Consider the following 19,663-nt stretch of genomic DNA (forward strand, 5'->3'; position numbering starts at 1 on the left):
CGGCTTCTCGCGCCCCGCCCTCGTCGCCGTGCGGCCCCCGCTTACGTGCGCGGCTGCGGCGCGATGCGGATATAGGGCTTCGGCGCCTTCCAGCCGCCCGGGTAGATCTTCTTCGCCTCGTCGTCGCTGACCGAGCCGGCGATGATGACATCCTCGCCCGGCCGCCAGTTCACCGGCGTGGAGACCTTGTGCCGCGCGGTGAGCTGCACCGAATCGAGCAGCCGCATCACCTCGTCGAAATTGCGGCCGGTGCTCATCGGATAGCACAGCATCGCCTTGATCCGCTTGTCCGGCCCGATCACATAGACCGTGCGCACGGTTTGATTGTCGGCCGGCGTGCGGCCCCTGGCGCTGTCGCCGGCCTCCTCGGGCAGCATGTCGTAGAGCTTGGCCACTTCCAGCTTGTCGTCGCCGATCATCGGATAATCCGGCAGATGGCCGGTGACGTCCTTGATGTCCTGCACCCAGCGCTTGTGGTCGTCGACCGGATCGACCGACAGGCCGATGATCTTGGTGTTGCGCTTGTCGAATTCGGGCTTGAGCCCGGCCATGTAGCCCAGCTCGGTGGTGCAGACCGGCGTGAAGTCCTTCGGGTGCGAGAACAGGATGCACCAGCTGTCGCCGATCCAGTCATGGAACTTGATCCTGCCCTGGGTGGTTTCCGCCGTGAAATCCGGGGCCGTGCTGCCAATGCGCAAAGTCATGTCGTCCTCCCTTTGCTGAGTCAGGCCATCGATGCTTTCGAAATAGGGCGCGGCCCGGGGCTAAAACAGACCTGCCGGCGCTGTGGAATCGCGCGAGGCTATCCGCGCGTGACATGGGCGGCGACGCAGAGCCAGCGCCCGTCATCCGCCTGCCGCACCCAGACATCGGTATAGCGCCCGGCGCCGCGGCTGCCGTCCGGCCGGGTATAGACCGTGCGGGCATGGATCAGCGCGGTATCGCCGAACAGGCGGATGCGGACATCCTCGACGGCAAGGTCGGGCACGCCGGAGGGCTGCGCGATGCGCGCGATGAAGGCGGCGCGCCCGCTCAGGCTGCCGTCGGGATTGGAATTGAGGAAGTCGGCCGCCAGATGCCGCTCGAACCAGGCGGCGTCCGAGGTGGCCACCGCGCGGATATAGCCCTGGTTCAGTTCGCCCAGCAGGGCGAGCGCATCCTCGGCGGCATCGCGTGGCGGCATCTGCATGGCGTGGTTCCTCCGCTTTCCGTTTTTCCTCTCTGCCGCCGGCGATCTCACGCCGGTTGCGGCGCCGGCGCAACACAAAAGGCCCGGGATCGCTCCCGGGCCTCTCGTTTTCGTCAGCCTGGAGGCCGGACTTAGAAGTCCATGCCGCCCATGCCGCCCATGCCCGGGCCGCCAGCCGGCATCGGCTGCTTCGGCTCCGGCTTGTCGGCGACCATCGCCTCGGTGGTGATCAGCAGTGCGGCAACCGAGGCGGCGCCCTGCAGGGCGACGCGGACCACCTTGGCCGGATCGATCACGCCGGCCTTGACCAGGTCGGTGTATTCTTCCGTCTGGGCGTTGAAGCCCCAGTTGGTGTCCTTCGACTCCAGCAGCTTGCCGGCCACCACGGCGCCGTCGACGCCGGCATTCTCGGCGATCTGGCGCACCGGCGCCTGCAGCGCGCGGCGCACGATCTCGACGCCATGCTTCTGGTCGCCGTTCTCGCAGCGTACCTTGTCGATGGCGCGGGTGGCGTAGAGCAGCGCGGTGCCGCCGCCCGGAACGATGCCCTCCTCGACCGCGGCGCGGGTCGCATGCAGCGCGTCGTCGACGCGATCCTTGCGCTCCTTCACCTCGACCTCGGTGGCGCCGCCGACCTTGATGACGGCCACGCCGCCGGCCAGCTTCGCCAGGCGCTCCTGCAGCTTCTCACGGTCGTAGTCCGAGGTGGTTTCCTCGATCTGCGCCTTGATCTGCGCGCAACGGGCGTCGATGTCCTTCTTCTTGCCGGCGCCGCCGACGATCGTGGTGTTCTCCTTGTCGATCGTCACCTTCTTCGCGGTGCCCAGCATCTGGAGCGTGACGCTCTCCAGCTTGATGCCGAGATCCTCGGAGATCAGCTGGCCGCCGGTGAGGATGGCGATATCCTCCAGCATGGCCTTGCGGCGATCGCCGAAGCCCGGCGCCTTCACGGCCGCGACCTTGAGGCCGCCGCGCAGCTTGTTGACCACCAGGGTGGCCAGCGCCTCGCCCTCGACGTCTTCCGCCACGATCAGCAGCGGACGGCCGGTCTGCACGACGGCTTCGAGCACCGGCAGCATGGCCTGCAGGCCCGACAGCTTCTTCTCATGCAGCAGGATGTAGGGGTTCTCCATCTCGCAGATCATCTTCTCTGCGTTGGTGATGAAGTACGGCGACAGGTAGCCGCGGTCGAACTGCATGCCCTCGACGACGTCCAGCTCGGTCTCCAGGCTCTTGGCCTCTTCCACCGTGATGACGCCCTCGTTGCCGACCTTCTCCATCGCCTTGGCGATCATCTCGCCGATCTCGCTGTCGCCGTTGGCCGAGATGGTGCCGACCTGGGCGATTTCCTTGGCGCCGGCGATCTTCTTGGCGCGGGCCTTGACGTCCTCGACCACCTTCTCGACGGCGAGGTCGATGCCGCGCTTCAGGTCCATCGGGTTCATGCCGGCGGCCACCGCCTTGGCGCCTTCGCGCACGATGGCCTGGGCCAGCACGGTCGCCGTGGTGGTGCCGTCGCCGGCCTGGTCGTTGGCCTTGGAGGCGACTTCGCGCACCATCTGGGCGCCCATATTCTCGAACTTGTCCTGCAGCTCGATTTCCTTGGCGACCGTCACACCGTCCTTGGTGATGCGCGGGGCGCCAAACGACTTGTCGAGCACGACGTTGCGGCCCTTCGGGCCGAGCGTGACCTTGACGGCATCGGCGAGGATGTCGACACCGCGCAGCATCCTGGTGCGGGCGTCGGCGCCGAACTTGACGTCTTTCGCTGCCATGTTTCTTCTCCTACTTAATCTGGCTTATCTGGCTTGTCTGGATTGCCTGACGGGACGGGGCCCGAAATCAGGCGGCCTTGGCCTTCTTCGCGGCGCCTTCGATGACGCCCATGATGTCGGACTCCTTCATGATCAGGAGCTCCTCGCCATCGAGCTTCACCTCGGTGCCCGACCACTTGCCGAACAGGACGCGGTCGCCGACCTTCACGTCCAGCGGCTGCACCTTGCCATTCTCATCCCGGGCGCCCGGACCGACGGCGATCACCTCGCCCTGCATCGGCTTTTCCTTGGCGGTGTCCGGAATGATGATGCCGCCGGCAGTGCGCTCCTCTTCGGCCACGCGCTTCACCACCACGCGGTCATGCAGCGGACGAAACTTCATGCGATCCTCCATAAGTTCTGTCGCATCGAGTTGATGTAGAAATTCCGAGAATCAGGAAAATCAATGGGATAACCCATAATCCTCCCGACTGTTAGCACTCTCGGGCAGAGAGCGCCAGACACCTAAGCACGCGATCACGCCTTGTCAAGGAGGGGGTGCCCGGATTCCGCCATAATTTTTTCCCGCCGCAAGGCCGCGCCCTGTGACCGAACGGTGACCGGCACAAGAACCGGAGCCTTCGCGCGCCGAAGGGGTTGACCTCGCTCGATTGCCGCCTGCGGCGCCAGGCGCGCCGCGCCATTGATATTGCGCCATCAGCAGAGAGGTTGATCATGCCGCTGAGAGCCACCCTTCTCCTCGCCGCCAGCCTGGCCAGCACCAGCCTGGCGCTCACTGGCCTTGGCGCAGCCCGGGCCGGCGCCGCCGATCCGCAGCAGCAGCTCGTCGCTCAGATCGTTGCCCAGGGCGGCGGTGGCGGCGGAGGGGGCGGCGGCAGCGGCGCGGGCAATTCGGGCGGCGGCACGAGAGGCGGCATGGGCGGCGGCATGAGCGGCACCGGGCGGTCCGGCGGCACATCGCCCGGCATGCCGAATGCTCCCTCGACCGACCCGGGGAGCAGCCCTGGGACCAACCAGGGCGGCGCCTTTCCGGGTTTTCGCAATCTGAGCCCGCAGGATCAGGCGCAGTTCCAATCGCGGATGAATGCCGCGCGGACCGACCAGGAGCGCCAGACGATCCGGCGCGAATACGAGATGCGGGCGCGGCAGCGCGGCAGCGATACCCCGCCGGCGCGCTAGCGACGCCAGCGGCGATTTTATTACCCGGAAGGTCATTGCCCGGCCTGCGGCGAGGCGGCAGGCTGGCAGCGCAATCCAGTGAGCGAGGAGCGCCGCCATGCCGACCGAATACGACCTGCCCTTTGCCACGCTGATGGGTGTGCGCCTGACCGCGGTGACGCCCGACAAGGTGACGGCGGAGCTGGATGTGCGCGAAGACCTCTGCACCCGGCCGGCCATCCTGCATGGCGGCGCCGTGATGGCCTTCGCCGACAGCCTGGGCGGCATCGCCACTGCGGCCAACCTGAAGGACGGCGCCGGCACGACGACGATCGAAAGCAAGACAAACTTCTTCGCCGCCATTCCCGCCGGCGAGACGGCCTATGCCGAATGCACGCCGCTGCATCGCGGCCGCACCACCATGGTCTGGCAGACCCGGATCAGCCGCGCCGACGGCAAGCTGGCCGCCATCGTGACGCAGACGCAGCTCGTATTGCCGGCGCGGCCGTGACCGTTTGACTTTTTACCCTTTAAGGGTAAAAGCGCGGCGGAAGGAAAAGCTCAGGCCGCATTACGATCTCGCCGGGATTCAGGTGGATGTGGCGCGGCTCGGAGTCGCTGCTTTCACCAAGGCGGCGCTCGATGGCGGCCGGTCCATGGGATTGACGACGGCGCAGATGCTGGCGGTCATCGCCGGGTTGAAGCGGGATGCTGTATAAATCCATGGCCACTTTCGCCGATCACCGTGTCTGGCAGGAGGTTTATAACGCCCCCACGCCGGCCGGACGGGACGCTTACATCAAGGTGACCAGACGCGATGATTCAGGACCGCCGGTTATCCAGTTCAAAGACAAGCTGGAGCGATGAGATGCCGCGCAAATGCGTTCATTGCGCTGACGGCACTGCGATGCAGCGGTTCGAGCACGAAACATTCGTGATCGAGCGCAAGGGGTTGAAGGCCAAGCTGGACGACCTGTCCGGCTGGCGCTGCCCGCAATGCGACGAAATCGAATTCGATGCCGAGAGCGCCCGGCGCTATGCCGCCGCCGGCGACGATCTGGTCATCAAGTCGCGGCGGCGCACCGGCGAGTGGATTCGCCGCATCCGCAAGAAACTCAATCTGACGCAGGCAGAGGCGGCATGGCTGACCGGCGGCGGCCATAATGCCTTTTCCCGTTACGAGCGCGCCGAGGTGGAGCCGTTGCCGGCCGTGATCAATCTTTTCCGGCTGCTCGACAAACATCCGGACTTGCTGAAGGAGCTGTCGGAATGACGGGGTGCATCCGGTGTTGTTAGCTGACCTGCCCACCCCGTCGCTGCTGCTGGACCGCCGGCGGCTGGTGGCCAACATCCTCCGCATGCAGGCGCGCGCCAGGGAACTCGGCGTGAGCCTGCGGCCGCATATGAAGACGGCGAAAGCGGCGATGGTGGCCCGGCTGGCCGCCGGCGAGAACGGCCCGATCACCGTTTCCACCCTGGCCGAGGCGGCGTATTTCGCGAAAGCCGGCTTTCGCGACATCACCTATGCCGTGCCGGTCGCGCCGCAGAAGCTGGATCGGGTCGCCGCCCTGATGCGGGACGGCGTCGATCTGAAGATCATCACCGACAATCCCGCCGTCGCCGAAGTCATCGCCGCCAAGGGCGCAGCTTCAGGCGTGACCTTTCGCGTGCTGATCAAGATCGATTGCGGACTGCACCGCGCCGGCATCGCGCCGGATGCGCCCGAATTGCTGCCGCTGGCGCAGGCGCTGACGCAGGATGCATCGACCGCGGCCGGCGCGGAGCTTGCCGGCGTGCTGACCCATGCCGGCCATTCCTATCACGCCAAAAGCATCGCCGAGATCAAACGCATCGCCGAAGAGGAACGGCTGGCGGTGCTGCGCGCCGCCCAAAGGCTGCGCGCGGCCGGCCATGCCTGCCCGATCGTCAGCGTCGGCTCGACGCCGACGGCCCTGCATGCCGACAGCCTGGCCGGCGTCACCGAGATGCGGCCGGGCAATTTCGTCTTCTTCGACCTGTTCCAGGCCGGCGTCGGCTCCTGCGGCATGGAGGATATCGCCGTCTCGGTGCTGGCCAGCGTGGTCGGGCATCATCGCGGCCATAACCATCTGCTGATCGATGCCGGCGGCCTGGCGCTGTCGAAGGATGTCGGCGCCAACGAACATGCGCCGGGCAGCGGCTATGGCCTGGTCTGCCGCCCGGCAGATGCCCTGCCGATCGCCGGCCTTGCCGTCTACGACGTGCATCAGGAGCATGGCCTGGTCGGCGGGCCGCAAGCCGCCCCGCTCGATTTCACGCAATATCCGCCGGGCAGCCGCCTGCGCGTGCTGCCCAACCATTCCTGCATGACGGCGGCGGCCTACGAGCACTATTACGTCGTCGACGGCGATGCCGTCGTGGCGGAATGGGACCGCGTCAACGGCTGGTAGCGCTACCAGCGGAATCCGAGCTGATGCAGGAAGGCGTCGGCCGCCGACTGCCATAACGCCGGCCGCTCGTGGAGCATGTGACCATCGGCATCGGCCAGCGGACCGAAGATATAGAGATGCGCCGCGCCGCCGGCGGCCGTATAGGCGTCGTGCCAGCGCCGCACGCTGGCCGGCGGAAACACGCCGTCGTTTTCGGCATAGAGCCACAGCGACGGCACGGGGCCTTTGGCGGCGAGGCCGCCGGCGCCGTTTTCGCCGGCGGCGATGCGCACCAGCACGTCGCGGGTGAAGGTCTCGGCCGCGCCTTTGATGTCGATCCAGCCGCCGGAAAAGTTGATGCTGCCGACGATGCCGGCCGGCCGCTGCCCGGCGAAGGCGACGCTGAGCAGGCCGCCGCGCGAATGGCCGGCGACCAGCATGCGGCTGGCATCGATATCGGGCCGGGCGCGCATGAAGTCGATGGCGGCGCCGAGATCGTCCAGCCCATGGCGCAGTCCGGCGCCCAGCTTCAGCGGATCGGGATCGTAGCCCTCGACATATTCGCCTTCCGACTGGCCGCGGCCGCGCCGCATCGGGCAGAGCATGGCGAAACCGCGGGCGAGGAAGTAGCGCGCCTGCGTCTCGAAGCGCAGCATCTGGCCGGCGGGCCGGCGGCCGGCCGCGGTCGAGCCGTGATTGAACACCACCAGCGGCCAGCCGGCGGCCGGCGGCGCCGCGTCGCTGCGATAGAGCGTCGCCGCCATCTGCAGCGGCGCGCCGTCGCCCGGCTTGCGCACCCGGCTCGGGATGCGCAGGGTCTCATGCGGCGGCGGAGCGGTTTCTTCTTCCCTTGCCATGACAGAGAGCGTCGGACGTTAAGCGGCGATCCGCTGCGCCGCCTGGGCGCGCGAGCGGCGCCGTTCGAACCAGCGCCGATCCTGCGCGTCCCACAGCATGGCGAAATCGGTCAGCACGCGCTGGGTCACCGCTTCGACGAAGAAGGCGCGGTCGGCGGCCGACACACCGAGCTTGAAGCCGCGCGCCATCTCGACGATCGCTTCCGCCATCGGCAGATACTCGCCCGGCAGGCCGCAGCGCTGATAGATCGCCGCAAGGCCGCGCCGGCCCGGATCGTGGATCAGCATCTGCGCGTTGCGCAGCGGGATGCGGCAGAGCTGCGCCAGGGCCTGCTCGAAGAAGGCGAGATCGCCGCCGGCCAGCGCGCGCAGGATCATGGTCGGCCCCAATTGCCCGCGGCGCTGCAGATCGGCGACGAGATCGGCCAGGCGCGGCGGCGCGGCACCCTCGCCGAGCAGGCCGAGCAGCGCCCGCTCGCGCAGCTGCAGCATCATCTCGCCCGCCATCGCCGGCGGAATCTGATAGCGCGCGATCAGCGTCTCGCGCATCGCCTCCGAAATCTGCGCGATCAGCCGGGCGGCGAATTTCGGCGGCAGGTTCGGATGCCGGGCCAGCGCCTCGCCGACTGCGCGGCTGTCGGAGAAGCGGTCCAGCGCGCGGCCCATCATCGCCGGCGAAACCGCGGCGCCGCGATTCGACAGCAGCGCGGCGACCGCCGGCTCGGCGCCGCGATCGACCAGGACGGCGGCGACGGCGGCGGAAACCTGCCGGCGGCCGGCGATCGCCACCTGATGCCGCGGCGAAACCGATTGCAGCAATTCGATCAGATCGGCGTCGGAAAAGACCGGCGAATGCTGCAGTACCGGCGCGGCGACGGCGGCGACATCGCGGACCAGCCGCAATGCGATCGGCCTGGGCAGCGCCGGATTGTCCTTGATATGCTCGGCGAGCGCTTCGCGCACGCGCAGCTCGGCATCGCGCGACAGCGCGGTGATGATCGCCAGCGCCAGCTCACGTTCGGCCGCCGTCAGGCTGCGGCCGCCATAGGCCTGCGAGACCTTTACGGCCGTGTCGGCGCGCGCCGCAGGCGAAGGATCCGCCAGCAGCCGCTCAACATCCCGAATGCTGAGAAACGCCGTTGATGACACCGAAGCCCCGACCTGCCCGGTTCGATATGGCGGCGGACAATAGCACCGGACGGCGAATTGTCACGCAAAGAGTCGCGCATGGTTAAAAAGTTGATTGCGAGATCAAATGCTTACCATCGTATGCGAAAACAACTCATTGGATGCATGCCGCGCGGACTTTCTCGCATCGCTATAGGTGACGCATGCATCATGCGCCGCGCCGCCGCTTTTTTTTGCACACGGACGGCGTGACTGCAGGACGTGCTGCGCGCAAATGCAAAACGGCCGCCGCATCCGGCGGCGCGGTGTCGGCTTACGCCATCACCCGGCGGGCCAGCGCATCCTCGATCGCGTCCCAGATCTCGGCTTCGAGCTGCACGCCGTCGAAGCGGTTGATCTGCTGGATGCCGGTGGGCGAGGTGACGTTGATCTCGGTGAGATAGCCGCCGATCACGTCGATGCCGACGAAGATCAGGCCTTCGCGCTTCAGATGCGGGCCGATGATGTCGCAGATCTCGCGTTCGCGGTCGGTCAGTCCGCTCTTCTCCGGCCGGCCGCCGACATGCATGTTCGAGCGCGCCTCGCCCCGGGCCGGCACACGGTTGACCGCGCCGGCCGGGCGGCCGTCGATCAGGATGATGCGCTTGTCGCCCTCGCGCACCTCGGGCAGGTAGCGCTGCACGATCACCGGCTCGCGGCTGAGCTTGGTGAACATCTCGAGCAGCGAGCCGAGATTCTCGTCGTCCGGCTTGAGGTGGAAGACGCCGGCGCCGCCATTGCCGAACAGCGGCTTGAGGATGATCGAGCCATGCTCGGCGCGGAAGGCCTTGATCGCCTCCATGTCGGAGGAGATCAGCGTCGGCGGCATGACGCCGTCGAAATGGGTGACATACAGCTTCTCCGGCGCGTTGCGCACCGCGACCGGGTTGTTCACCACCAGCGTCTTGGGATGGATATGCTGCAGGATATGCGTCGCCGTGATGTAGGCCATGTCGAAGGGCGGATCCTGGCGCATCAGCACGACGTCCATCTCGGCCAGATCGAGCAGCTCGGGCTCGCCCAGCGTGTAGTGGTCGCCGCGCACGGGGCGCAACTGCATGGCGCGCGCCCGCGCCAGCACGCGGCCGTCGCGGAAGCTCAGATCGCGGGTCAGGTAATGCCACAGGATGTTGCCGCGGCGCTGCGCCTCCAGGCCCAGCACGAAGGTACTGTCGCCATCGAAATCGATATGCTCGATGGGGTCCATCTGGATCGCCACCTTGAGAACCATGGCGCTGTCCTTCCAACTTGGATTCGAATTCAGTTCAGTCGCAGGCGAATGTGCCGCAGGAAGGCTTCCGCCTCAAGGCTCGCTGCTTCGTCGCCGGCCAGCATCATGAACCGCTCGGTGGCGGCGATCGCCTGGCGGATGCGGCCCAACTCTCCCTCGACGACGCCGAGTTCGCGCCAGGCCGGCGCGAAATTCGGCGCGAAAAGCAGCATGCGGCGCAGGATCTCGGCGGCGCGTTCGGCATCGCCGGCGCGCCAGGCCCGCGCCTTGATGTTGTTCTGCAGCCGCAGCAGCACCTCGCGGCCGCTGATCGGGCGCAGATGCTCGGGCCGCACCTCGCTGCCGCCGCCCAGGCGATGCAGCAGCTGGTTCATGTCGGGCGGCGCGGCGATGCTGCCGCCATGGAAGGGATCGAGCACCAGCATGCCGTCCTCGCCTTCCAGCCGGATCAGGAAATGGCCGGGAAAATCCAGCCCCGCCACCGGCCAGTTCTGCGCCTGCGCCGCATGGATGTAGAGGAGGCCCAGGCTGACCGGCAGGCCCATGCGGCGGTCGATGACGCGCACCAGATCGGCATTCTGCGGATCGTCGTAGGTTTCGCTGTCGCCGCGATAGCCGAATTCGACGCCGAGCACCGCCGCCAGCGCCATCGCGCGCGGCGCCACCTCCGCGCCCGCATCGATGCGGCTGAGCGCGGCGGCGATGTCGCTCAGATGCCGGCGATAGGGCGCCAGGTCGAGGCCGGGATGATCGAGCGCGGACAGCAGCAGCGCCGCCTCGGCGATGTCGAGGCTGCCGTCGGGCGCGGCGCCGAGCGCCTTGAGTTCGGTCTCTATCGCCGCGCGCCCATCCATCGCCCTAGACCGGCCGGCGGCGCGGATCGGTCTTCAGCCAGACATGGCTGACCACCTTGCGCACCCCCTTGATGGTACGGGCGTAATCCGTCACCCGCATCAGTTCCTTCTCGTCCTGCGCCAATCCGATCAGGTAGACCACGCGATTCACCGTATCGATCGTGTAGTTGATGTCGACGATATCCCGGTCGCCGGCGATCTTGAGCCGCAATTGGCTGGAAATCCAGGCATCATTGGAAAAATCGACAAGATCGCCGCTCGGCGCGATCTGGATCTCGTCGATGACCTCGGTGATGCGGTCCGACGCGCTCCAGACCAAACGGATGACCTCGTCATGTTGTTCCTGGGTCTGCACCGCTCCGGTCAGCATGGTGCGGCCCTCATACACGTTCACGTCGATCTTGTGGTACAGGCCCAGATCGGTGCGGAACAGCACATCGGCGACGGCCAGTTCGATGCCCTTGTCGTTGGCGGCATTCTTGGCGCCGCGCTCTTCGGCGGCGGCGATGCCGGCGGTGGCGCCGGCGCCGATCGCCAGGCCGATGCAGCCGCTCAGCGAGCCGGCAGCGGCGGTCAGGAGGATGAGGAGGGCGGCGCCGGCCAGCGGCCGGCGGAGGATGGCGGTATGCAAGAAACACTCCCCGTCTATGCTGTGGATTCCCCGCAGACTCTGCGCCGGCGCCGTCCCGCGACGCTACGGCTCCGGCCGCCAGGCATCGGCGATGTGATGCGGCAGGCGGCCGGGGACGAGCAGGACGGCGTCGAATCGCAGGCTCAGCCTAGCGGCATCGCCCTGCCGGGCCAAGAATGCCGCCGCTGCGGCGATGCGCCGGCGCGGCGCCATCTGCACGGCTTCGGCGGCCGCGCTCAGACTGGCGCGCCATTTCACTTCGACGGCGATCACAAGCCGGCCGCGCCGCCGCCGATCCCGCCTGGCCTCAGCCGTCATCGCTGCCGCTGTCGCGCAAGTGCAGGGCGCGGGCATAGACCTGCTTGCGCGGCAGGCCGAGCGCGGCCGCCACCATGTCGATCGCCTGGCGCAGGGGCTGGCCCGGCATGGCCGCGGCCAGCGCGGCATCGAGATCGGCGGCGGTGGCTTCGGCCTCCACCCCCGGCGGGCCGATCACCAGGGTGACCTCGCCCCTGGGCGGACCATGCGCGGCGTAATGCGCCGCCAGATCGGCCAGGCTGCCGCGCCGCACCTCCTCGAATTTCTTGGTCAGCTCGCGGCTGACCGCCGCCTCGCGGGCGCCGCCCAGCATTTTCGCCATCGCCGCCAGGCTGTCGGGCAGGCGCTGCGCGCTTTCCAGCAGCACCAGGCTGGCGCGGACCGGCTTGAGCTCGGCCAGCCATTTTTCGCGCGCCGCCGCCTTCGCGGGCGGAAAGCCGGCGAACAGGAAGCGGTCGCTCGGCAGGCCCGACAGGCTCAGCGCGGTCAGCACCGCCGAGGCGCCGGGCAGGGCCGTGACGGGGATGCCGGCGGCGATGCTCTCGCGCACCAGCTTGTAGCCGGGATCGGAGATCAGCGGCGTGCCGGCATCGGAGACCAGCGCCACCACGGCGCCGGCCTGCAGCTTCTGCAGCAACTGGGGCCGCACTTTCGCCGCATTATGCTCATGGTATGGGAATAACGGCGTCTGGATTCCGTAGCGCTTGAGGAACGGCCCGCTGACGCGGCTGTCCTCGCAGGCGACGAGATCGGCCCGCTTCAGCAGGGCCAGGGCCCGCAAGGTGATGTCGGCGGCGTTGCCGATGGGGGTCGCCACCAGATATAAGCCGGGAGTGAATTGCGTCGCCTCCTGCCCGGCGGAAACTTCCCCAGCGGGATCTTCGTCGGGCGGCGGCTGGATCGGGTCTGTCATGGGCATCGGGATGTGCAGCGTCAGTTACCTTAGATTGAGCCTTTCCGCAAAGTCCATGCTGCCGGTCCTGCTGGTGGCGCTCGGCCTGCTGATGCTGGGCGGCTGCCAGAGCGGCCAGTCCGAGGGCGGGCTGCCCGGGCTGTTCGGCGGCGCCGGGCCCAAGCCGATCGCCCCCAGCGCCACGGTCCAGGCCAATACGCCGCCGGCCGCGCCCGGCATGGTGCTGCCGCGGCCGGCCATTTCCTCGGATGCCATCGAGACGCAGCCGCTGCCCGGCGCGCCCAACCTGATCCCGCCCGGCGAAACCGAAGTGATCCGCATCGGCTTCCTGGCTCCCCTGTCCGGCCCCGGCGCCGGCCTCGGCCGCGCCCTGTTCGAGGCAGCGCAGATGGCGCTGTTCGATCTCGCCGACGACCGCATCCTGCTCCTGCCGCGCGATACCGAAGGCAGCCCCGACAAGGCCGCCGCCGCGGCCGGCCAGGTGATCGCCGAAGGCGCGCAGATCATCATCGGGCCGCTGTTTTCCAATTCCACCGCCGCCGTGGCGCCGATGGCGCAGGCGCGCGGCATCAAGGTGCTGAGCTTCTCCACCGACCGCAGCGTCGCCGGCAACGGCGTCTATCTGCTCGGCTTCACGCCGGATCAACAGGTGGCGCGCATCGTCTCCTTCATCCGCACCCGCGGCATGACCCGCCTGGCGCTGCTGGCGCCGGAATCGCCCTATGGCAATGCCGTCACGCTGGCGGCGCAGGCGGCCTGCGCCGAGGCCGGCGTCGATCTGGTGCAGCAGGAACGCTATCCCGGCGATATCGCCGATCTGACCCCGACCGTGCGGCGCTTCGCCGCCGCCCTACGCCGCCTGCCGCCGCGCGAGGCCGCCGCAACCGGTGCCGTGCCCGGTACCGTGCCAGCTGCCGCCCTGCCCGGCACGGCACGGTCTGGCGCCACCCTGTCTGGCGCCGCAGGGGCGGCGGCGGACGATCCCGCGGCGCCCAGGCCCATCCCGGTCGACGCCATCCTGCTGCCCGAAGGCGGCGCGCGCCTGCGCGCGCTGGCGCCGCTGCTGCCCTATTTCGATATCGATCCGCGCGCGGTAAAGTTCCTCGGCACCGGCCTGTGGGACGATCCGGGCCTCGGCATCGAGCCGGCCCTGCAGGGCGGCTGGTTCGCCGGACCGGCGCCGGAGGGCTTCGCCGAATTCGCCAAGCGCTACGCGCAGAGTTTCGGCCACCGCCCGCCCCGGCTGGCCAGCCTGGCCTACGACGCCACCGCCCTGGCCGGCATCCTGGCCAAGCAGGGCGGCGCGGCCGCCTACAGCGACGCGGTGCTGACCAATCCGGACGGTTTCGCCGGCTATGACGGGATTTTCCGCTTCCGCATCGACGGCGTGGTCGAGCGCGGCCTGGCGGTCCTGGAAGTGCAGCGGCAGGGCAGCCGGGTGATCGACCCGGCCCCGACGACCTTCGGTCCGCCGACGAACTAGTCCGGCTAGTCCGGCCGGCGGCGACCGAGAATGAACGGCCCCTGTTGCGGGTCCGGCCGCATATACTACTTGTGCGGGCTTATGTTAATGGCATCTTTCTAGTAGAATTTTCCCCGCACCCCTGTTCAGGGGGAAAGGGACCGGACATGAGCGACGGCGGCATGGCTGACTACGAGCGGATCGATTTTTCGAAAATCAGTTTCCTGGTCGTCGAGCCGAACCGGCTGATGGGCCAGATGGTGCGCGACGTGCTGATGACGCTGGATGCCCAGTATATCGACCGCGCCCGCGACTTCGAGAGCGCCGTCACCCTGCTGCGCATGGGCCGCATCGACGTGATGATCACCGAATGGGTGCTCAGCGACGAGAAGCTGGGCCGCACCGGCATGGATATCGTCCACTGGGTGCGCAACGACGCGCAGTCGCCCAACCGCATGATGCCGATCCTGATGATGACGGCCAATTCGGAAGAGGAATATGTCTGCCGCGCCCGCGATTGCGGCGTCTCCGAATTCGTCGCCAAGCCCTACACGGTGAACGGCTTCTATACGCGCCTGGCCGCCGCCATCGCCCGGCCGCGCCAGTTCGTGCGCATCGACGCCTATTTCGGCCCCGATCGCCGCCGCCGCCGCGACGCGGATTACGACGGGCCGGAGCGGCGCGCCGCACTGGATATCGGCTGAACCGGACGCATATTCCGAGCAGATGGCGCCCAGGAAACACAAACCGGTCTTCACGCCGCCGCCGCAGGATTTGCGGCGCCGGGCGGTGAATTTCACGAAAGGCTTCCGCCTCAAGCTGGCGCCCGAGGAATTGCGCAAGCTGGAAGAGGTGGTCGAGCGCGCCTCGGATGCGCTCAGCCAGGACGTGGCCGGCAAGCTGCGCCTTCTGCGCGCCGCGCTGGAAGACGTCGCCGCCGCCGATACCCGCGCCGATACCGCGATGCGCGCCCTGCGCACCCTCTCGCTCGAAATCAAGGGCATGGGCGGGATGTTCAAATATCCCCTGCTGACCGCCTTCGCGAAATCACTGAACGATTTCGTCAAGACGATCGATCAGCCGACGCCGATCCAGCTCGACATCATCGCCGCGCAGATCGATGCGCTCTACGTCGTGCTGGCCCGGCAGATCCAGGGCGATGGCGGCCGCACCGAACGCGAGCTGCTGCAGGCCTTGCGCCAGGCGACCGCGAAATACAAAAACCCTGCCCGCGATACGGCAGACTGACGGGCGATTCCATATCCCGCTGGCTCAGGAAGCGGCGTTTTCCTCGCGCATAAAGAGCAACCTGTGCGCGAGAACACGTCAGCCCCATTGCCCTAATTTCCGCCTATATATGCGGCCTTTCCGAGGCTGCCTGAAAACCGGGCGGGCGCGGTGCATACCTTATAACGATTTGAACTTACTCTAGTTTTCGCTGGATGAACCCGTCCGGCGGGAGCAGCCGCAGACAACTCCCCACGACTTTTTAAGAATATCTCTAAAGTTTAGTACATACGTGAATAACGAGGATAACCGGGTTAAATGGTTAATTTTGCGGAAAATATTTTGGTTGACTCTGCGTAAAACTGATTAGCAACTATAGCGAGATTCCGAGGGGGTGTTTCAGTAGCGAGGGGGTCCTTCCGTTCAGTATCTGAGCTTGCGTAATCCAAGTCTTCGCGTTCGCCGGGGTGGGATTTCAACTGCAAGGGAAGAAATATGGCTGGATTCCATACCACCGCACTCACCCGCAGATGCATCGCCAAGGACGAAACCCGGCAGGCGCTGCTGCGCCTGGCGGAGGACCTGCCCGGCAACCCGGACCGCATCGCGCTGCTGTTCGATTTTTCGGGCATTCCTGAAATCAAGAACCGGCTCTTCTTCCGGTCGATGATCCACTATCTGGAAGACTGCGCCGGCGCGAAACCGCTGACCGTCACGCCCGTCGCGATGAACTGCGTGGTGCTGATCGCCGATAGCGACGCCGCCCGCGCCATTCTCGCGCAGATGAAGAAATTCGCGACCTTCCTGCGCTATCAGCGGCATGGCACGTTCGAGGTGAGCTGCTTCGATCTGCGGCGCGGCCACCGCCAGTTCGCCGAGGTCCTCCGCCGGCTTATGGAACAGCGGCCGCCGCCGGCGCCGGACCGCACGCTGTGTTTCAAGGAGGCGGCGCCGCCCAGCATGGAGGCGCTGGACAGCATGATCACTGTCGGCCGCATCTTCGGCCATGCCGATATCTCCGTGCTGCTGCGCAACCAGGACATCTGGTTCTTTCCGCCCGATGCCGCGCCGGTCACGATCGGCCGCGAATTCTGGCTGTCGATGAGCGCCGTCGAAAGCCTGCTCAATATTCCGCTGCTGCGGGATTCGTGGCTGTTCGACCGCACCACGCAGTTCGCCGATCACCGCGTGCTGATGCATATGCTGCATATGAGCCGGCCCTTCCCGCTGCCGCACAGCATCAATCTGCACCTGGCGACGATCTTCACCGGCGATTTCCGCCGCTTTGCCACCGCCCTGCGCGGATCGCGCCCGCAGCGCGCGGCGCGGCGCCACGATCTCATCGTGGAATTGCCGGCGCAGGAATGCGTGCTGTATCCCGAAGCCTTCGCCGCCGCCGTCGACATCCTCGAGGAGCAGGAGATCTGCGTCGCGCTCGACCGGCTGCTGTGGCAGGACCTGCCGCAGGTGCCCGAGGCGATCGCCGGCCGCGCCAGCTACATCAAGATCGCCTGGTCGTCGATGGCGGACAACATGGCCAGGATCGCCGACAGCAGCGACGCGGAAGGCATGATCGCGCTGATCGAACGGTTCGGCAGCGACAAGATCGTGCTGACGCGCTGCGATCATCCCGACGCGGTCGAACGCGGGCTGCGGCTGGGCGTGCGGCGCTTTCAGGGCCGCGGCATCAACCGCTTCCTGTTCAGCGTCGATGCGGTCGAACGGGTGCTGGGGCAGATCGCCGCCACCAGCGTCGCCAAATCGCTCACGCGGCAGCGGGCGCCGCGCCGCCGCGAGCACCAGCCTCTGGAAAGCTGCGTCTAGCCATGCAACGCGACGCCACAGCGACACATCGCAACGCCAGGCGGCGCGCAGAATCCGACGCCGCAGGACCGCGGCGCGGCGAATCGATCTATCACCCGAGCAGTAACAGGCGGTTTCCCGTCTTTGTCGAAGGCGCCACATTGGCAGTCTTTTCAAACCGGGCAGGCCAATTCCGCATAAGGCGGCATGTCTGCACCGGATCTTCCACAGCGTCCAATCCGTCAGGGCAGAAAGCAATTGGGGGTAAAGGACCATGGTTGGATTTCACACGGCCGCACTGACCCAAAGGTGCATCGCCAGGGACCATACGCGCCAGGCGCTGCTCCGCATCGCCGAGGACGAAACGCCGGGCCAGCCGGACCGGCTGGCGCTATTGTTCGATTTCTCCGGCATTCCGGAAATCGGCAACAGGCTGTTCTTCCGCGCCATGCTGCGCTTCCTCGAAGAAGGCACCGGCGGCAGGCCGCTTGCCGTCGTGCCGATCGCCTTGAACTGCGTGGTGGCGATCACCGACAGCGATACGGCGCGGATCATCCTGGAGCAGATGAACCGGCTGGCATCCTTCCTGCGCGAACGGCGGCATGGCAGCTTCGAGGTCAGTTGCTTCGATCTCAAGCGCGGCCATTGGCAATTCGCCGAAATCTGCCGCCGGCTGGCGGCCGAACGCCCGGCGCCGGCGCCGGACCGCAGTCTCTGCCTCAAGGAAGACGCGCCGCCCGGCATGGAGGCGCTCGATACGCTGATCACCGTCGGCGAGGTCCTCGGCCGCGCCGATATCGCCACTTTGCTGCGCCAGCAGAGCGTCTGGTTCTTTCCGCCCGATGCCGCGCCGGTCAAGGTCGGCCGCGAATTCTGGATCTCCATGCGCGCCGTGGAAAAGCTGCTCGGCCTGCCGCTGGCGCAGCATCCCTGGCTGTTCGAACGGACGACGCAGTTCGCCGATCATTGCGTTCTGACGCATATGCTGCAGAACCTTGGGCCATTGTCCCTGCCGCTCGGCATCAATCTGCATCTGGCCACGATCTTCACTGGCGATTTCCGCCGCTTCGCCTTCGGCCTGCGCGGCGCGGGCGCGCGGCAGGCGGCGCATCGCCATGACCTGATCGTGGAGCTGCCGGTCCAGGAATGCCTGCAATATCCGGAGGCCTATGCCCCCGCGGCCGACATTCTCGATGAGCAGGGCATCTGCATCGCGCTCGACCGATTGCAGTGGCAGGATCTGGCCGCGCTGCCCGAAGCGATCGCCCGCCGCGCCACCTACATCAAGGTGATCTGGCCGTCCGTCGCCGGCCATGCGGCGCAGGCGTCGGACGCCGAAGGCATGGCCGCCATGGCGACGCTTCTGGAGCGCTTCGGCGCCGACAAGCTGGTGCTGACGCGCTGCGATCATCCCGACGCGATCGGGCAGGGCCTGCGGCTCGGCATCCGCCGCTTCCAGGGCCGCGGCATCACCCGCTACCTGTTCAATACCCGGTCGGTCGAGCGGCTGCTGGGCCGGCGGATCGCCAGCCATCTCTTCAGGCCATGGCATCTGCGCCTGCCGGCGGCGGGATCAGAGCCGGCAGCGCCAGGAACGGCAGCGCCAGGAACGGGCCCAGGCCGTCCCGGTCCGGAATATCACATCTAGAAACTCCCAGACGGGCGGGTCTGAGGCGGCAAGCCCGTTCAGTGAACGAGGACGAAGATGCCGAGCACGGCGATGCCGGCGCCCGCCAGGCGGACGAGCTGCGGCCGCGCAAGGCGCTGCGCCAGTGCCGCAACGGTGATGCCGCCCGCATGCAGCAGGGCGGTCGCCGCCAGCATGCCGGCGGCATAGCGCGCCGCCTGCATCATGCCGGCCTGCGCCGCGACGGGCAGTTCGGTGCCATGGGCATGGCCATGGAAGACCGCCGCCGCCGCCGTGCAGAGCAGGGCGAGCCAGAGCGGCGGCTGGGCGGCAAGCGCGACCAGCAGGCCGAAGGCGAGCAGCGAAACCGCGATGCCGAGTTCGACGCCGGGCAGGGCGAGGCCGACGAAGCCGAGCGCGAAGCCGGCGGCCATCGGCAGCACGAACGCCAGCGGCAGCAGCCACAAGGCCCGGCGCTCGCCGCGCGCCGAGAGCTGCAGCGCCCAGAGGCCGACCGCGATCATCGCCAGCAGGTGGTCGAAACCGCTGAAGGGATGCGCAAATCCGCTGCCGAAACCGGCGGCACCGCCCGCAGGCGCGATGCCGACATGGGCGAAGGCGGGCTGGCTCAGCGCAACGGCGGACCCGGCCGTCAGGGCAGGCAGCATGAGCTTGCGGATCAAGGACATATGCTTAACCTTTCTGCGAATCTAGGGCGGCCCACCGCTTCCCTTTTGCCCAAGCGCGGCGCGTTTGACAAGTCATGACGGCAGGCTTACGGTCCCGCGCGATGGTTCGCTGAGGCCTTTTCGAAGGCGGAAGCGATGAAAAGGGAACGCGGTGCGGCGGATTTTACGTCTCAGCCCAAGCCGCGGCAGCCCCCGCTACGGTAGGCGGCGAGCCCCATGCAACAGGCCACTGGCGCGCATCGCGCCGGGAAGGCGCATGAGCGGCGACAACCCGCGAGCCCGGAGACCTGCCATCGCATCGGTCGGAGCGAAGCCGCCGGACGGGGTGTGCCGGCGTCAGGCCCGCGGCAAAAC

At 67.5% G+C, this 19,663-nt stretch carries 21 protein-coding genes, 1 pseudogene and 1 riboswitch; of the genes and pseudogenes, 10 read left to right on the forward strand and 12 right to left on the reverse strand.

Annotation, left to right across the window (positions count from 1 at the left end; genetic code table 11):
• Window positions 1-41: 41 nt before the first annotated feature.
• From VF194_RS11980 to groES, 4 genes are all read right to left on the reverse strand, one after another.
• Window positions 42-704 carry a peroxiredoxin gene (locus VF194_RS11980; RefSeq protein ID WP_330891267.1) on the reverse strand — a complete coding sequence of 221 codons (663 nt, stop codon included), beginning with the start codon at window positions 702-704 and terminating at the stop codon, window positions 42-44.
• A 98-nt stretch (window positions 705-802) separates the two neighbouring features.
• Entirely contained in the window at window positions 803-1,189 is a 387-nt protein-coding gene (locus VF194_RS11985; RefSeq protein WP_330891269.1) for a nuclear transport factor 2 family protein, read from the reverse strand.
• 131 nt (window positions 1,190-1,320) lie between these two features.
• Window positions 1,321-2,964, reverse strand: a complete 1,644-nt coding sequence (gene groL, locus VF194_RS11990; RefSeq protein WP_330891271.1) for a chaperonin GroEL — start codon at window positions 2,962-2,964, stop codon at window positions 1,321-1,323.
• A 67-nt stretch (window positions 2,965-3,031) separates the two neighbouring features.
• Window positions 3,032-3,346, reverse strand: coding sequence for a co-chaperone GroES (gene groES, locus VF194_RS11995; RefSeq protein WP_330891273.1), 315 nt, complete (start codon window positions 3,344-3,346; stop codon window positions 3,032-3,034).
• A gap of 332 nt (window positions 3,347-3,678) precedes the next feature.
• On the opposite strand from groES, the gene VF194_RS12000 reads away from it, so the two are divergent.
• The 5 genes and pseudogenes from VF194_RS12000 (at window position 3,679) to VF194_RS12020 (ending at window position 6,551) form a co-directional block, all read left to right on the forward strand.
• Window positions 3,679-4,143, forward strand: coding sequence for a hypothetical protein (locus VF194_RS12000; protein ID WP_330891275.1), 465 nt, complete (start codon window positions 3,679-3,681; stop codon window positions 4,141-4,143).
• Between the two features lie 97 nt (window positions 4,144-4,240).
• On the forward strand, window positions 4,241-4,633 hold the full coding sequence (locus VF194_RS12005; RefSeq protein ID WP_330891277.1) for a PaaI family thioesterase: 393 nt from the start codon (window positions 4,241-4,243) through the stop codon (window positions 4,631-4,633).
• An 88-nt stretch (window positions 4,634-4,721) separates the two neighbouring features.
• A pseudogene (locus VF194_RS19820) lies at window positions 4,722-4,989 on the forward strand (type II toxin-antitoxin system MqsR family toxin).
• A gap of 1 nt (window position 4,990) precedes the next feature.
• Window positions 4,991-5,395: a type II toxin-antitoxin system MqsA family antitoxin gene (locus tag VF194_RS12015; protein ID WP_330891280.1), complete on the forward strand. Its 405-nt coding sequence runs from the start codon at window positions 4,991-4,993 to the stop codon at window positions 5,393-5,395.
• Window positions 5,396-5,408: 13 nt separating this feature from the next.
• The gene (locus tag VF194_RS12020) at window positions 5,409-6,551 is read left to right on the forward strand and encodes an alanine racemase (protein ID WP_330891281.1); all 1,143 of its coding nucleotides are present in this window, start codon (window positions 5,409-5,411) and stop codon (window positions 6,549-6,551) included.
• 2 nt (window positions 6,552-6,553) lie between these two features.
• On the opposite strand, the gene VF194_RS12025 is transcribed toward VF194_RS12020, so the two are convergent.
• The 7 genes from VF194_RS12025 to rsmI form a co-directional block, all read right to left on the reverse strand.
• Window positions 6,554-7,387: an alpha/beta hydrolase family protein gene (locus tag VF194_RS12025; RefSeq protein ID WP_330891283.1), complete on the reverse strand. Its 834-nt coding sequence runs from the start codon at window positions 7,385-7,387 to the stop codon at window positions 6,554-6,556.
• Between the two features lie 18 nt (window positions 7,388-7,405).
• Entirely contained in the window at window positions 7,406-8,536 is a 1,131-nt protein-coding gene (locus VF194_RS12030) for a DUF2336 domain-containing protein (protein WP_330891285.1), read from the reverse strand.
• 292 nt (window positions 8,537-8,828) lie between these two features.
• Window positions 8,829-9,785 (reverse strand): glutathione synthase, encoded by a 957-nt coding sequence (gene gshB / locus VF194_RS12035; protein ID WP_330891287.1) that lies wholly within the window; start codon window positions 9,783-9,785, stop codon window positions 8,829-8,831.
• A gap of 29 nt (window positions 9,786-9,814) precedes the next feature.
• Window positions 9,815-10,639: a transglutaminase-like domain-containing protein gene (locus tag VF194_RS12040; RefSeq protein ID WP_330891289.1), complete on the reverse strand. Its 825-nt coding sequence runs from the start codon at window positions 10,637-10,639 to the stop codon at window positions 9,815-9,817.
• Between the two features lie 4 nt (window positions 10,640-10,643).
• Window positions 10,644-11,270 (reverse strand): BON domain-containing protein, encoded by a 627-nt coding sequence (locus VF194_RS12045; protein ID WP_330891291.1) that lies wholly within the window; start codon window positions 11,268-11,270, stop codon window positions 10,644-10,646.
• A 63-nt stretch (window positions 11,271-11,333) separates the two neighbouring features.
• Complete coding sequence (locus VF194_RS12050) at window positions 11,334-11,588, reverse strand: YraN family protein (RefSeq protein WP_330891293.1); 255 nt, start codon at window positions 11,586-11,588, stop codon at window positions 11,334-11,336.
• Window positions 11,578-12,507 carry a 16S rRNA (cytidine(1402)-2'-O)-methyltransferase gene (gene rsmI, locus VF194_RS12055; protein WP_330891295.1) on the reverse strand — a complete coding sequence of 310 codons (930 nt, stop codon included), beginning with the start codon at window positions 12,505-12,507 and terminating at the stop codon, window positions 11,578-11,580. Before rsmI ends, VF194_RS12050 begins: the two co-directional genes overlap by 11 nt.
• 49 nt (window positions 12,508-12,556) lie before the next feature.
• Between rsmI and VF194_RS12060 the strand changes: the two genes are divergently transcribed.
• The 5 genes from VF194_RS12060 to VF194_RS12080 all read left to right on the forward strand — a co-directional run bounded on the left by VF194_RS12060 (window position 12,557) and on the right by VF194_RS12080 (window position 18,641).
• Window positions 12,557-13,984, forward strand: a complete 1,428-nt coding sequence (locus tag VF194_RS12060; RefSeq protein WP_330891297.1) for a penicillin-binding protein activator — start codon at window positions 12,557-12,559, stop codon at window positions 13,982-13,984.
• 146 nt (window positions 13,985-14,130) lie between these two features.
• Window positions 14,131-14,667, forward strand: a complete 537-nt coding sequence (locus VF194_RS12065; RefSeq protein WP_330891299.1) for a response regulator — start codon at window positions 14,131-14,133, stop codon at window positions 14,665-14,667.
• Between the two features lie 22 nt (window positions 14,668-14,689).
• Complete coding sequence (locus VF194_RS12070; RefSeq protein WP_330891301.1) at window positions 14,690-15,211, forward strand: hypothetical protein; 522 nt, start codon at window positions 14,690-14,692, stop codon at window positions 15,209-15,211.
• Window positions 15,212-15,685: 474 nt separating this feature from the next.
• Window positions 15,686-17,014 (forward strand): hypothetical protein, encoded by a 1,329-nt coding sequence (locus VF194_RS12075; protein ID WP_330891303.1) that lies wholly within the window; start codon window positions 15,686-15,688, stop codon window positions 17,012-17,014.
• Between the two features lie 253 nt (window positions 17,015-17,267).
• The gene (locus VF194_RS12080) at window positions 17,268-18,641 is read left to right on the forward strand and encodes a hypothetical protein (protein WP_330891304.1); all 1,374 of its coding nucleotides are present in this window, start codon (window positions 17,268-17,270) and stop codon (window positions 18,639-18,641) included.
• A gap of 38 nt (window positions 18,642-18,679) precedes the next feature.
• Here VF194_RS12080 and VF194_RS12085 read toward each other — a convergent pair whose 3' ends face one another.
• Window positions 18,680-19,309 carry a HupE/UreJ family protein gene (locus tag VF194_RS12085; protein ID WP_330891306.1) on the reverse strand — a complete coding sequence of 210 codons (630 nt, stop codon included), beginning with the start codon at window positions 19,307-19,309 and terminating at the stop codon, window positions 18,680-18,682.
• 85 nt (window positions 19,310-19,394) lie between these two features.
• Window positions 19,395-19,618, forward strand: a riboswitch (cobalamin riboswitch).
• Window positions 19,619-19,663: the final 45 nt, after the last annotated feature.

The sequence above is a fragment of the Ferrovibrio sp. genome (genome assembly GCF_036381655.1).
Classification (GTDB): Bacteria; Pseudomonadota; Alphaproteobacteria; order Ferrovibrionales; family Ferrovibrionaceae; genus Ferrovibrio.

Excerpts from the sequence above, each read along its gene's own strand:
- VF194_RS11980 (WP_330891267.1), bottom strand. The coding sequence starts at position 704 with ATGACTTTGCGCATTGGCAGCACGGCCCCGGATTTCACGGCGGAAACC.
- VF194_RS11985 (WP_330891269.1), bottom strand. The coding sequence starts at position 1,189 with ATGCAGATGCCGCCACGCGATGCCGCCGAGGATGCGCTCGCCCTGCTG.
- groL (WP_330891271.1), bottom strand. The coding sequence starts at position 2,964 with ATGGCAGCGAAAGACGTCAAGTTCGGCGCCGACGCCCGCACCAGGATG.
- groES (WP_330891273.1), bottom strand. The coding sequence starts at position 3,346 with ATGAAGTTTCGTCCGCTGCATGACCGCGTGGTGGTGAAGCGCGTGGCC.
- VF194_RS12000 (WP_330891275.1), top strand. The coding sequence starts at position 3,679 with ATGCCGCTGAGAGCCACCCTTCTCCTCGCCGCCAGCCTGGCCAGCACC.
- VF194_RS12005 (WP_330891277.1), top strand. The coding sequence starts at position 4,241 with ATGCCGACCGAATACGACCTGCCCTTTGCCACGCTGATGGGTGTGCGC.
- VF194_RS12015 (WP_330891280.1), top strand. The coding sequence starts at position 4,991 with ATGCCGCGCAAATGCGTTCATTGCGCTGACGGCACTGCGATGCAGCGG.
- VF194_RS12025 (WP_330891283.1), bottom strand. The coding sequence starts at position 7,387 with ATGGCAAGGGAAGAAGAAACCGCTCCGCCGCCGCATGAGACCCTGCGC.
- gshB (WP_330891287.1), bottom strand. The coding sequence starts at position 9,785 with ATGGTTCTCAAGGTGGCGATCCAGATGGACCCCATCGAGCATATCGAT.
- VF194_RS12040 (WP_330891289.1), bottom strand. The coding sequence starts at position 10,639 with ATGGATGGGCGCGCGGCGATAGAGACCGAACTCAAGGCGCTCGGCGCC.
- VF194_RS12050 (WP_330891293.1), bottom strand. The coding sequence starts at position 11,588 with ATGACGGCTGAGGCCAGGCGGGATCGGCGGCGGCGCGGCCGGCTTGTG.
- rsmI (WP_330891295.1), bottom strand. The coding sequence starts at position 12,507 with ATGCCCATGACAGACCCGATCCAGCCGCCGCCCGACGAAGATCCCGCT.
- VF194_RS12060 (WP_330891297.1), top strand. The coding sequence starts at position 12,557 with ATGCTGCCGGTCCTGCTGGTGGCGCTCGGCCTGCTGATGCTGGGCGGC.
- VF194_RS12065 (WP_330891299.1), top strand. The coding sequence starts at position 14,131 with ATGAGCGACGGCGGCATGGCTGACTACGAGCGGATCGATTTTTCGAAA.
- VF194_RS12070 (WP_330891301.1), top strand. The coding sequence starts at position 14,690 with ATGGCGCCCAGGAAACACAAACCGGTCTTCACGCCGCCGCCGCAGGAT.
- VF194_RS12075 (WP_330891303.1), top strand. The coding sequence starts at position 15,686 with ATGGCTGGATTCCATACCACCGCACTCACCCGCAGATGCATCGCCAAG.
- VF194_RS12080 (WP_330891304.1), top strand. The coding sequence starts at position 17,268 with ATGGTTGGATTTCACACGGCCGCACTGACCCAAAGGTGCATCGCCAGG.
- VF194_RS12085 (WP_330891306.1), bottom strand. The coding sequence starts at position 19,309 with ATGTCCTTGATCCGCAAGCTCATGCTGCCTGCCCTGACGGCCGGGTCC.